Consider the following 12847-nt stretch of genomic DNA (forward strand, 5'->3'; position numbering starts at 1 on the left):
TCTTTTGCGTTATCTGAATCGTTAGTTATAATTTATAATGCTACTTAAAATTATATTTTAAAACACATATACTAATGTTTATTATATATTAATTCTCATTGTTGTTAGCGTTAAGAGATGATACGTCTTCAGGATATATGGTCTGTTCTCCATTAGGAGTAGTATATGTTAAACTACCCACTCTAAACTCTTTAGATTTAGAGCTTTTAAAATTCTGTACTTCGACATTTTGTTCTGTAGAACTTGTATTTTTAAGTGCCCTTTCTCTACCTTCTTCAACTTTTACATCTGTTCCACCCACATTAGTAAATACACCAGAAATAATGCCCCCAAAATATTGACTAGCAACATTAGATGAATATTCACTAAATCTATCATAAAAATTTTCTTCAACCCAATTCCAATCCCATTCTGAATAGCCATTAATATCTTTATGCTTGTACAAATCTATAATATGATCTACCGCACTCATATTATTTTTTCCCCCAAATTTTACTGATACACTAGGTCTATCTGTAGGATGATCTTTACGCGCATTTCCAGTATATCTTAAAAAACCAAAAAACTCTATATCATATTCCATATATATCTTACCCTCATATGGTATGTCGGACTTTTTATTAAGAACATTTAATCGTACCTTTTTCCTGCTCTTTGCAGGTGTTGTTGTTGTATGAGAAATTGTATGTTTAGTAGTTACAGAGTTAGTTTTCGTATTGGACCAACCCTGCTCTGAATTGAATTCAAGATTTGTTTCAATTGATTTTTCTCCTATAAATGGAATTCTAACATTAAATGATGACTTAATTCCAATTTTTTCTCCGAATTTAACGTGATCCGTTTTGGAAGTACTTTCAGTAGTTTCATATCCAAAAGATAATGATGTTTTAGCTTCAGAATTACTTTTATTTACTACTTGAAGAGTTGATGATGCCAGTGGATCTAGACTTATAACTTTAGCTTTTCCTAAAGTTAATGAATCATGATCGATAACAAACCTAGCATTACTAATCTTCATAACAAGCCTATCATGCGGGCGATAGCCTTCAGCGTAAGGATCATTTTGATTGTATCTAGCTGATAAATAATATACTGTTTTTCCTTCTTCTTCTGCTCTTTTAAATTCAAAATCTTCCCCTATTTCTTTTGATGCTGTACCGAGGCACCATCCAAATCCCAAACAATGAGCCATGTTAGCCCAATTCTTTATAAAATATGGGTCTTTAATAATTTTAGCTTTTAAGTCTTCATGATCTTCATAGTTAAATAGTTCAATTGAAGTTTTTCGTTTTGTCGGCAGATCTGTTGATGCCAATGTTTGAGCTGGTGGCACTAATATTAAACATTGTAGCACCACCAAAGATGCGCAAATTGCCTTTTTAAAAAAAGATTTTTTTAACATAAACAATTCCTCCTTAATAATAATTTTAGTGAAAGTTATTATATCAGTAGAATTCTTACAATTATATTAACATAAAAAGACATAAAATGTATATAGTTGTTACAAAATGTTAACTTATAACATTACATTCACCTTTTATCCAAATGGAATGTTTAAATTTGTTGATATCATGGGAAAGAGAGCTTAGTATTCTAATGATAAACTTCTGATAATTTACTATGCAAAAAGAGGCTATCCCATACAATCATGGTTAGCCTCTATATTATTACTATTAAATTTAAAGATCACATACTCTTATAGTTTGATTTCTCTTTGGTCCAACTGAAACTATAGAAATTTTAGTATCTGTAAATTTCTCTATGTTTTTCAAATAAATTTTTGCATTTTCTGGTAATTCTTCATAACTTCTTGCTTCTGCTATGCTTTCATCCCATCCATCAAACTCTTCATATACTGGTTTACACTTAGCTAAATCCTCTAAGCTAGCTGGGAAGTAATCAATTACTTTTCCATCTAACTCATATCCAACACAAACTTTTACTTTTTCTATACCAGCTAAAGTATCCATTTTTGTTATAGCAAAACTTGTAAGACCAGAAACTCTAGCAGTAGTTTTTAAAATTACAAGGTCAAGCCATCCACATCTTCTAGCTCTTCCTGTAGTAACTCCAAATTCATGACCTACCTGTCTTATATGTTCTCCCATTTCATCATTTAGCTCTGTTGGGAATGGTCCTTTACCCACTCTTGTAGTATATGCCTTACCAATTCCTACAGCATTTGTAATCATTGTAGGACCTATACCTGTACCTGTACATACTCCACCAGCCATAGTATTTGATGATGTTACATATGGATATGTACCATAATCTATATCAAGAAGCATTCCTTGTGCTCCTTCAAATAATACATTTTTATTAGCCTTTATAGAATTATATATCTCAACTGACGTTTCTCTAACATATGGTCTTATCTTTTCACCAAACTCTAAATACTTATTATAGGTTTCTTCAAAATCAATTTCTTCGCCATTTAATACATCTACTATGATTTTATTCTTAAGAGCTAAATTATCCTCTAATTTTTCTCTTAATACTTCCTTATGAAGTAAATCACATATTCTTATTCCACTTCTTTCAGCCTTATCTGTATAACATGGTCCTATACCCTTCCCGGTAGTTCCAATGTCATTTTTACCTCTCCACTTTTCTTTTAATCCATCTAAAACTTTGTGGTAAGGCATTATAACTTGTGCTCTATCACTTATTGCAAGTCTTTCTGGTGTTACATCAACACCTAGTTCTTTCAAGTAATCTATTTCTGTAAACAATGCTTCTGGGTCTATAACTACACCATTACCTAATATATTAAGTTTATCCTCATATAATATTCCTGATGGAATTAAATGAAGTTTGTATTCCTTATCTCCAACTATTACTGTGTGCCCAGCATTATTTCCACCTTGAAATCTTACAACAACCCCTGCTTCTTCTGCTAAATAGTCAGTCATTTTTCCTTTTCCTTCGTCACCCCATTGAGCTCCAAGTACTATAAAAGCTGCCATTACGCATTCCTCTCTTTCATTTAAGAAGATTAACTTCTTTTAATTTATACATTAATTATGTTCTACACTTAATTTAATCATACATTTTTATCTTATCAAATAGCTAATTAAATATCAATAATAAAACGAATACTTATATATAAAATTATAGTATCGTTCGTCTAAATGCAAAATCTTCTCTGTGATGAGAAGATTTTTATAACTATTTAGCAATACGTCTTGCAACATAGACTCCACTTGCTGATGCCTGTGATAAAGAATGTGTAACTCCTGAGCAATCACCAAGAACATAAAGCCCTCTTACATTAGTTTCCAGATTTCTATCAACCTCTACCTTACAATTATAGAACTTAACTTCAACTCCATATAAAAGTGTATCCTCATTAGCTGTACCTGGTGCTATCTTGTCTAAAGCATATATCATCTCTATAATATCGTCCATTTGTCTTTTAGGTAGAACAAGGCTTAAATCTCCAGGTGTAGCCTTTAGTGTAGATCTTGTAAAACTTTTTGCCATGGTTTTTTCGCTACTTCTGTGCCCTTTGATAAGATCTCCAAACCTTTGAACTAAAACCCCACCCCCTAGCATATTACTAAGCCTCGCTATAGATTCTCCGTATTCATTACTATCCTTAAACGGTTCTGTAAAACGATTGGATACTAGTAAAGCAAAATTTGTGTTTTCTGTATGCAAATCAGGATTAGAATAACTATGACCATTTACAGTAACTATTCCATTAGTATTCTCAGTTACCACTTCTCCATGAGGATTCATACAAAAAGTTCTTACTAAGTCAGAATGACTTTTAGTCCTATATACTATTTTGCTTTCGTATACTTCATCTGTAATATGTTCAAATACGCTAGAAGGAAGTTCTACACGTACACCAATATCAACTCTGTTATTCTCTGTCTTTATGTTTAATTTATTACAAAGATTAGATGTCCATTTTGAACCTGAACGACCTGTAGCTAAAATAAGCTTGTCTGATTTAAATTCTTTATTTTTAGTAATTATATTAAACTCATTATTGTCTTTTTTTATATCTATTACTTCTGTATTAAATAACAATTCCATGTTTTCTTTTAAAAGGTTATATATATTAGTTAATATCCTTACATTTCTATCTGTACCTAAATGTCTGACCTTAGCATCTAAGAGGTGTAGATCATGTTGAATAGCTCTTCTTTTAAGTCCTGAATTAGCTGTAGAGTACAGTCTTGCGTCACTGCCACCCATACTGCACAAAACACTATCCACATAATCCATAAGTTCTAAGGCCTGCTTTTCACCTATATACTTATGTAAATCTCCACCAAAATTATTAGTTATATTATATTTTCCATCAGATAAGGTACCAGCGCCACCATATCCATTCATAATATTACAGCTATTACAATGAATACAGTTTTTTATCTTTTCTCCGTCGATCGGACAATTTCTTTTTTCTATACTGTTTCCTTTTTCAATCATTAAAACTTTTAAACTTGGATTTATTTTCAACAACTCATAAGATGCGAATATTCCACTTGCACCTGCCCCCACAATAATAATATCATATTTCACAGATATCCCTCCTAAGGTTAATAAATTAGCAACTAACCATATAAAATATTAACAAATGTAATTAAAATAGTCAATAATATTTCCGAATAATATTATATATAATAGTTTTATTATTCGCATTTAGAATCTTAAATTTTTCATAATTTTTATTATTTGTATATTTTTTATATCTATTAATGTTATAATTCTTTTGTATGATTTATCTTAAAAATTAAATTTCTAATTAAAATATAGGGAGGAATTCCTGTGAATATACCTAACATCCTAACTATAATCAGATTATTTTTAATTCCTTTATTTGTAATAGTATTTTACTCAAACAATAGCATAGCATATGCAATATTTATTTTTGTGTTATCAGGGATAACAGATGTACTTGATGGATATATTGCCAGGAAATATAACCAAATAACTAAAATAGGTATAATGTTAGATCCTATAGCTGATAAACTTATGTTAGTTACAGTGCTCCTATGTTTAAGCACTAAAAAATATATCCCTTATTGGGTACCTATAGTCATAATTATAAAAGAATTAACTATGATATGTGGTGGTTTCTTACTATATAATAAACAAGACACTGTAGTACCTGCCAATCCATTTGGAAAGCTTGCTACATTCTTATTTCATATATCTATACTTATACTATACTTCAACTATGCACTAGGAAGATATTTATTATATGCATCTGTAATCGCTACATTATTAGCTTTCTTTACATACTTTATAAATTATTTAAAAGTAAAAGAATATAAAAATAAACCCAGATAAGCATCTGGGTTTATTTCCATAAATCATCCATAAGTTTTTCTATTTCTTTTTTTCTATTACTTGTATCTTTCTCATCTATAGTTACATTTATTTCTAAATTTAATATAGTACCTTCTCTTGCATCCTTAGGAATTATATCTTTAGGAATATCTATGGTCTTTCCTTCAGCAATTTCAACTACTGCATAATTTCCTTCAAATCTATCTACAATACCTTTCATTCCTACACCTACTCTTCTCTTTTTAAATTACTCCTATAAACACTTAAATTATCTAAAGACCAAATTCTATCTGAAAAGCTACCTTCTTCTGTTTCACTTACAGCTTTACGCATATCATACATTCTAGCATCCATAACATCTATATGATGTAAAAGTTCTGCCTCCGGAATCATAGGCTTTTTAGGACTACCATACTCAGCCTCATAATGATGAGATAGAACCATATGTTGTAATAACATAGCAACTTCTTTGTCAGCACCAACTTTCTCTGCGGCAACTTCAATTTTTCTAACTCCAATAACTATATGGCCTAGTAATTGCCCCTCAACACTATATTTATCAACTATTCCAAGGGTATTAGATTCCATTTCCTCTATTTTTGCTATATCATGAATTATAATACCTGCATAAAGTAAGTCCTTATTGATAAAATCATATATCTCACATAATTTTTCTCCAACTTTAAGCATAGTTGTTATATGATATAAAAGTCCTGAACGAATAGAATGGTGATTTGATTTTGCTGCCGGATAATACATTATTGCATCTCCAGCTTCATCTAATATATATTCAAGTATCTTCTTCACATCTTTATTTTTTATACGCTCTTTATATCCTAATAATTCATCAAACATATCTTTAGGATCATTTGGAGCTACTGGGACAAAATCTTCTGCATTAAATGTATCCTTTTCATTTACTGGTGTTATAGTATCCACCTTAAATTGAAGTTTACCTCTCCAATCTACTACGTTCCCTGTTACCTTCACAAGCATATTAGCTTTAATTGTATCCTCTTTTCCATCTCTACATTCCCAAAGCTTTGCGTTTATTTCTCCCGTCCTATCCATTAACTCTATATCTAAAAATTTATTATTAGTTCCATTTGTTAATCTACAAGTTATGTCTTTCACTAAGAATATTCCCTGTATTTTATCGCCTCTTTGAAACTGACCTATAGTCTTCGAATTCATACGAATCTCTCCTTATGAAAAATCTTATCATTAATATATTTATTGTAACCCTAAACATAATATTATACAAATAATTTTAGAATAGGTATAAATAACGCTATAAATACTTAGGTAAAACTTAATATTTTCATTAAAAAGGTTGTCCTAGACATATTAGGACAACCTTTGAAATTAAATATTTATTTAGCACCTTGATTTCCTTCAGATTTCTGTGATTTCGATTCTTCTTGACCTGGTACTACCGGTGGCTTTGGATCTTGCTTTGGTGGTGTTGGTGTTTTAGGTGGTGCTTCTGGCTTTGGATCTTGCTTTGGTGGTATTGGTGTTTTTGGTGGTATTGGTGTTTTCGACTCTTCATTTTTAGAACCATTTGTTCCACTACCTGTTCCTACACCAGTACCTTTTTTGTTTTTCTTGCTTTGCGTATATCCATTACTACTATTATTATTATTTTCTACATACTTTTTCTTCTTAGGCTTTGGCATATCATACTCATGTTCATCTTTCTTATGAAAATCTTGTACACTTTCGCCATGATATTTAAATTGCTCATATTTCTTTTCATCATAAGCAATATCTTCAAAGATAAAATCATGCATTACTTTTTTATTATTATCCTTGTCCATTACTTGAACCCAGCCCTTGGCTTTACTTATAATCAAACCATCACTTAACTTATCAGTTGGTATTTGTAGCTTATCTATATCAAAATTTCCAATTTTTTGTATGGTGTAAGCTAGGTTTAAAGCATCTGTTAATCCTACATTGGTTTTAATGTATGGTAGAAGCTCATTGGCTATACCTGGATATTTCATAACAGATACGTCTTTCATTTTTACTATTAATGCTTCTAATACTTCCCTTTGTCTTCTAACTCTATCATAAGTACCGTTTCCAACTTTTCTCATTCTAGAAAATGCTAGTGCTTGTTGACCATTTAGCAATTGCTTTCCAGGATTTTTTAGATAAACAGCATCTACTTTGGATAGCTTAGTGTTATCTTCAATTTCTATATCTATACACCTATTTAGTTCTTTAACTTCAGCTTTGTTTTTTAACTCTACATCAACACCACCTACTGAATCAACTAAAGCTTTAAAACCATTAAAATCTATGATTGCATAGTTGTCCAATCTTACATCGAAATTTTCTTCTAAAGTCTTTCTTAAAAGTGGCATTTCTCCATATGAATAAGCATGAGTTATTTTTTCATCATTATGACCTGGAATTGTAACGTATGCATCCCTCATTATGGATGTAAGTTTTAATTTTTTATGATTATCATCAATTGTAAGTATAGTAAGTGCATCCGATCTTGTTGGTTCCCCCTCAACTCTAGCATCTACACCTACTAATAATATGTTTGTTATACCTGGCACTTCCTTATATTTTGCTGCCTCTACCCTATCTTCTTTTTTATCACCCTCGCTAATATGTATCTTTTCATAGGTTTGATATATGTATAAAAGTGCCGTTAATGCAACTCCCAAGAACAAAACCAAACTTAATAATAGAACTTTTTTCTTTTTAGACAATTTATATTCCTCTCTTTCTAGAAAAATTGCCTCTTCAACAAAATTCCCTATAAAATAAATAATGTATATAATTATATATACATTATAACTTAAACGTGTTAACTTATTAAGTTACAAATCTATTAATTTTAAAAAATGTAGGTTTTTTGTTCGAATTTTGTTCATTTATATACATACTTTTAATTAATTAACACACTATATTAATAAATTAATATTTATATTTGGAGGTAGCTAATTAATATGGATAAAAGTAAAGCTAAAAAAAGTAGAAAAGACCAAAATACTGAAGTTTTAGAAGGTACAACTATTGGAAAAGCTAAGAAAAGGACTAATGAAAATAAAAAAAATATTTAAAACTTACTAGGTACATTTTAAAAATATATATAATCAAAAATAAAAAAGTTCTTCTAAGATGAAACTTATAGAAGAGCTTTTTTATTTTTTTTGTGAAAATAATATTTTTTTATTTTCGTAACATAAGTTACAGAAATCACCTAACTATTTATAATATAATCTGGTCAAAGCTCAAAACTAATTAACTAACAACTAACTAAAATTAAAAATTAAACTTTAAAATAAACTTCATTATTACAAAGATTAAATATAATAATAGGGAGGATAAATTTATGAGTATGTTTTGTTATCAATGTCAAGAAACTGCTGGATGTAAAGGTTGTACAGTTAGAGGTGTATGTGGTAAAACACCAGAAACTGCAAATCTACAAGATTTATTAATATATGTTTTAAAAGGAATCTCTATGTACAGTTTAAAAGCTGAGGAGAATAACTTAAATGTAGATAAAGAAAATAAATTTATAATGGAAGGCTTATTCTCTACAATTACAAATGCTAACTTCGATGTTAAGTACTTTGAAAATAAGATAATTGAAGCTTTAAATCTTAGAGAAGAAGTTAAACAAAACCTAGTAAATGCTTCTATTAACATAGAAGATGTAACTCACGATGCTGCAACTTGGAATTCAAATAACATCGAAGATTTCCATACAAAGGCAACTACAGTAGGTATATTAGCTACTGAAAATGAAGATGTAAGATCTTTAAGAGAACTATTAGTATACGGTGTAAAAGGTATGGCTGCATATGCAGAACATGCATATACTTTAGGATACATTGATAATTCTATATTCTCATTTATGAAAAAGGCACTAATAGAAACTACTAACAATAACTTAAGTGCTGATGAATTAGTAGCATTAGTTATGGAGTGTGGTAAATACGGTGTAGATACTATGGCTTTACTAGATAAAGCGAATACCTCAACTTATGGAAGTCCAGAAATGACTAAGGTTAATATAGGTGTTAGAAATAATCCTGCTATATTAATAAGTGGACATGACCTAAAAGACTTAGAAGAATTATTAAAACAAACAGAGGGAACAGGTGTAGATGTTTATACCCATGGTGAAATGTTACCAGCTCATTATTATCCTTCATTTAAAAAGTATGATCACTTTGTTGGTAACTATGGAAACGCATGGTGGAAACAAGGCGAGGAATTCGAAAGCTTTAACGGACCAATATTGATGACTACAAATTGTATAGTAACTCCGAAGTCATCATATAAAGATAGAATATACACAACTGGTATTGTTGGTTTTGAAGGATTAAAGCATATTGAAGATAGAAAAGATGGCCAAGCTAAAGACTTCTCGATAATTATAGAACATGCTAAAAAATGTGCTACTCCAAAAGAAATTGAAAAAGGAGAAATTATTGGTGGATTTGCTCATAACCAAGTATTCCAATTAGCTGATCAAGTAGTTGAAGCTGTGAAGTCTGGCGCTATAAAGAGATTCTTCGTTATGGCTGGATGTGACGGAAGGATGAAGGGTAGAGATTACTATACTGAATTTGCTAAAACACTTCCAAAAGATACTGTTATCTTAACGGCTGGATGTGCAAAATATAGATATAACAAGCTAGAACTAGGTGATATAAATGGTATTCCAAGAGTTCTTGATGCTGGACAATGTAACGATTCTTACTCATTAGCTGTAATTGCATTAAAACTAAAAGAAATCTTTGAATTAACTGATGTAAATGAATTACCGATTTCATATAATATAGCTTGGTACGAACAAAAAGCTGTAATAGTTTTACTTGCTTTACTACATCTTGGAGTTAAAAATATACACTTAGGACCAACATTACCTGCATTCCTATCACCAAATGTGGCAAAAGTATTAATTGATACCTTTGGTATAGGTGGAATAACAAATGTAGAAAGTGATATGAAAATGTTCTTAGGAATGTAATCAACAAAAAACTATATAAATAATTTTGTGTAACTTAATAGAAAATAAGATCATATAAAAAATAAGGCTATTTCTAAATGATTAAAAATATTTAGAAATAGCCCTTTATTTTTGTTTTAATAATTATCTATCTTTTCTAGAACCCTCATTTGTTTTATTTATAGTATCCTTTGCACCATCCTTATTGGTATCTTTATTTTCTTCTAATTTCTTATCCTTATCCCTTTGATTTAAATCTTTTTCATTAACCTTGCCATTATTCTTATCTGTATCTTTAGTATCCTTTTTATTTTTATGATCTAGACTATTATCTTTATCGTTTCTACTCTTATCTTTTTCATACTTGATTTCCTTATCTTCCTTGTTATCCCTTATGTTTTTATTCTTTTTATTAATATCTTCTTGTTTTATCCCTTTATTATAAATTTTCTTTTTATTTTTATTGGTTTTAGAATAAGTTCCCTCTTTATTATATTTAGTTTGTTTAGTTTTGTTTTTACTTATGTCCTCTTTGTTTCTAAGCTTTTCTGTAGCTAAATTATCACATTCAATATCTAACTTACTACTATACTTACTTTTATCGTATTTAATATTATCGAAAATGAATTCATTTAGAACCTTGATATTTGCCTTTTTATCCATTAAATGAACCCAACCTTTTGCAGTTCCTAAATCTCTCTCTATACTAAGTTCATTTGTTGGTATTTGTAATTGAAGTATTTTATCTTGTTCTATTCCCACCTTATTCATTGTATATGCTAGGTTTAAAAGCTCTGTTATCTCTAAATTAGTTGTAATATAAGGTATTAAGCTATTTAATATCTTAGGATACTTAATTAAGGGAGCATCTTTCATCTTAATCATCATAGCTGTAAGTACTTCTCTCTGCCTTCTAACTCTGTCATATGTGCCATTCCCCACTTTTCTTAACCTAGAAAATGCTAAAGCTTGTTGACCATTTAAAAGTTGTTTACCAGTTTTGTCCACATACTTAGGCACTTCTTTTTTATGATTTATGTACAAGTTATCGTCTATATCTATATCTATAGTATCATTTATACCTTTTAACTCTTCTTTGTTATTAATATCTACCTCTACACCATTTAACTCATCTATCAAAGACTTAAACCCTTCAAAATTTATAATTGCATATTTATCTATATTTATATTTAAATTAGACTTTATGGTTTCTTTCAGTAAATCTATTTTTCCATATGCATAAGCATGGGTCAACTTTTCATAGCCACGCCCTGGTATATATGTATATAGGTCTCTCATAAGGGATGTAAGTTTTATAGTTTTATGTACATCATCAATTGTTAAAATTACCATAGCATCAGATCTTGTAGGCTCCTCCTTAGTCCTAGCATCTAATCCTACGAGTAAAATATTAGTTACCCCTTCCACTTCTCTAAAATCTATTTTTTCCTCCTTTGGAACTTGTTTGATTTCTTCACATTCTACAGGAAGTACAGACTTTTGAATATTAGGCGCATAAATTTTTTTATGCATATAATAAGCATAAGCACAAATAGAAAAAATAATAAATAGTATTAGTATAATTACACTATAAAAAATTCTCTTCCTTTTCTTCTTTCTTCTCTCTATTTCTCTGAGCTTCCTTATATTAACCCTTTTAGAATCCACATTTTCCCCTCCTACTTTATATATTACCCTTTAAATTAATTTCAAACTCCTAATTTAAATTCTAAAAAATATTTGTTTTTTTGTCAAATAATTATAAATTGCGTCGCAAATGCAGTGAATTTTTATAAAAATAGCTTATAGAGAATTCTCTCTATAAGCTATTTAAAGTCGCACTTATACATCTTTGTTTACCTTATTGAAATTTTTCTAACTCTATACTTAGCTCTTCCCCTATAAGAGATAGTATATCAACTATAAGATTTATAATTTCTTCTTTGTCTTTATCTTTATTACTATCTAGTACTGTTATAGGCGAATTTTTACAGCAATTTCTAGCATAAAAGACACCCTTTATTTTAAATATATCTAAGTTATTGCCTATATCTTTTAAATCATCATATCTAATAGTTTTTCCTGTTATAGAAAGCTTTATTTTGTTAAATCCATTATGAATTTCTAGTAGCAAACTCTCTTCATTTTTAACATTATTTTTAGTAATTTTTTTAATTTCAGCACTCTTAACATCCATACTAAAACCCCCATAAATAAAACTTATTTTATAAATACTTCAACTGAATTTTCTTCATCTTGTATAATTATTTTTTTATTAAAATATTCAATCTCAAAATTAGCCATGCTAGAATGCAACCCAGAATCCCTCATAAAATGAATAGTACATCTATTGTCGACGTTTCCCTTACAAAATCTTATAATTATACTTTTAGTTAACGAAAATTGTATTCTTGAATTTATAATGCTTAGTTCATCTATATTGAGATTTAAACATCTATAGTCTAAGTTTACTATTAAGTCTATATCTTTATCATCTTCTCGTATAGTTCGTATAGGAAAATCACTTATTATATTTAGATTATGATTTTCATAATGCAT

11 protein-coding genes are annotated in these 12847 nt (G+C 29.4%); 2 read left to right on the top strand and 9 right to left on the bottom strand.

What is annotated here, in order from left to right:
- Positions 1-88: 88 nt before the first annotated feature.
- The 3 genes from FGL08_RS13030 to FGL08_RS13040 all read right to left on the bottom strand — a co-directional run bounded on the left by FGL08_RS13030 (position 89) and on the right by FGL08_RS13040 (position 4533).
- Complete coding sequence (locus tag FGL08_RS13030) at positions 89-1402, bottom strand: aerolysin family beta-barrel pore-forming toxin (protein WP_138211176.1); 1314 nt, start codon at positions 1400-1402, stop codon at positions 89-91.
- A gap of 277 nt (positions 1403-1679) precedes the next feature.
- Positions 1680-2966 (bottom strand): adenylosuccinate synthase, encoded by a 1287-nt coding sequence (locus tag FGL08_RS13035; protein ID WP_138211177.1) that lies wholly within the window; start codon positions 2964-2966, stop codon positions 1680-1682.
- Positions 2967-3168: 202 nt separating this feature from the next.
- On the bottom strand, positions 3169-4533 hold the full coding sequence (locus FGL08_RS13040; RefSeq protein ID WP_138211178.1) for an NAD(P)/FAD-dependent oxidoreductase: 1365 nt from the start codon (positions 4531-4533) through the stop codon (positions 3169-3171).
- 246 nt (positions 4534-4779) lie between these two features.
- On the opposite strand from FGL08_RS13040, the gene pgsA reads away from it, so the two are divergent.
- Entirely contained in the window at positions 4780-5304 is a 525-nt protein-coding gene (pgsA, locus tag FGL08_RS13045) for a CDP-diacylglycerol--glycerol-3-phosphate 3-phosphatidyltransferase (RefSeq protein ID WP_138211179.1), read from the top strand.
- 10 nt (positions 5305-5314) lie between these two features.
- On the opposite strand, the gene FGL08_RS13050 is transcribed toward pgsA, so the two are convergent.
- The 3 genes from FGL08_RS13050 to FGL08_RS13060 all read right to left on the bottom strand — a co-directional run bounded on the left by FGL08_RS13050 (position 5315) and on the right by FGL08_RS13060 (position 8033).
- Positions 5315-5524: a DUF3006 domain-containing protein gene (locus tag FGL08_RS13050; RefSeq protein WP_138211180.1), complete on the bottom strand. Its 210-nt coding sequence runs from the start codon at positions 5522-5524 to the stop codon at positions 5315-5317.
- An 8-nt stretch (positions 5525-5532) separates the two neighbouring features.
- Positions 5533-6498 (bottom strand): 3'-5' exoribonuclease YhaM family protein, encoded by a 966-nt coding sequence (locus FGL08_RS13055; RefSeq protein ID WP_138211181.1) that lies wholly within the window; start codon positions 6496-6498, stop codon positions 5533-5535.
- A gap of 179 nt (positions 6499-6677) precedes the next feature.
- Complete coding sequence (locus tag FGL08_RS13060; RefSeq protein WP_138211182.1) at positions 6678-8033, bottom strand: LCP family protein; 1356 nt, start codon at positions 8031-8033, stop codon at positions 6678-6680.
- 626 nt (positions 8034-8659) lie between these two features.
- Between FGL08_RS13060 and hcp the strand changes: the two genes are divergently transcribed.
- Complete coding sequence (gene hcp / locus FGL08_RS13065) at positions 8660-10309, top strand: hydroxylamine reductase (RefSeq protein WP_138211183.1); 1650 nt, start codon at positions 8660-8662, stop codon at positions 10307-10309.
- 123 nt (positions 10310-10432) lie between these two features.
- On the opposite strand, the gene FGL08_RS13070 is transcribed toward hcp, so the two are convergent.
- The 3 genes from FGL08_RS13070 to FGL08_RS13080 all read right to left on the bottom strand — a co-directional run bounded on the left by FGL08_RS13070 (position 10433) and on the right by FGL08_RS13080 (position 12847).
- On the bottom strand, positions 10433-11956 hold the full coding sequence (locus tag FGL08_RS13070; protein ID WP_138211184.1) for an LCP family protein: 1524 nt from the start codon (positions 11954-11956) through the stop codon (positions 10433-10435).
- Between the two features lie 193 nt (positions 11957-12149).
- Entirely contained in the window at positions 12150-12485 is a 336-nt protein-coding gene (locus FGL08_RS13075; protein ID WP_138211185.1) for a hypothetical protein, read from the bottom strand.
- 23 nt (positions 12486-12508) lie between these two features.
- A complete protein-coding gene (locus tag FGL08_RS13080) occupies positions 12509-12847 on the bottom strand; it encodes a hypothetical protein (RefSeq protein ID WP_138211186.1) in 339 nt (112 codons plus the stop codon).

This window comes from Hathewaya histolytica (assembly GCF_901482605.1).
GTDB lineage: Bacteria > Bacillota > Clostridia > Clostridiales > Clostridiaceae > Hathewaya > Hathewaya histolytica.

What these genes read in the sequence shown, in the direction of transcription:
- hcp (WP_138211183.1), top strand. Translation starts at nt 8,660, where the DNA reads ATGAGTATGTTTTGTTATCAATGTCAAGAAACTGCTGGATGTAAAGGT.
- FGL08_RS13055 (WP_138211181.1), bottom strand. Translation starts at nt 6,498, where the DNA reads ATGAATTCGAAGACTATAGGTCAGTTTCAAAGAGGCGATAAAATACAG.
- FGL08_RS13030 (WP_138211176.1), bottom strand. Translation starts at nt 1,402, where the DNA reads ATGTTAAAAAAATCTTTTTTTAAAAAGGCAATTTGCGCATCTTTGGTG.
- FGL08_RS13075 (WP_138211185.1), bottom strand. Translation starts at nt 12,485, where the DNA reads ATGGATGTTAAGAGTGCTGAAATTAAAAAAATTACTAAAAATAATGTT.
- FGL08_RS13050 (WP_138211180.1), bottom strand. Translation starts at nt 5,524, where the DNA reads ATGAAAGGTATTGTAGATAGATTTGAAGGAAATTATGCAGTAGTTGAA.
- FGL08_RS13035 (WP_138211177.1), bottom strand. Translation starts at nt 2,966, where the DNA reads ATGGCAGCTTTTATAGTACTTGGAGCTCAATGGGGTGACGAAGGAAAA.
- FGL08_RS13080 (WP_138211186.1), bottom strand. Translation starts at nt 12,847, where the DNA reads ATGCATTATGAAAATCATAATCTAAATATAATAAGTGATTTTCCTATA.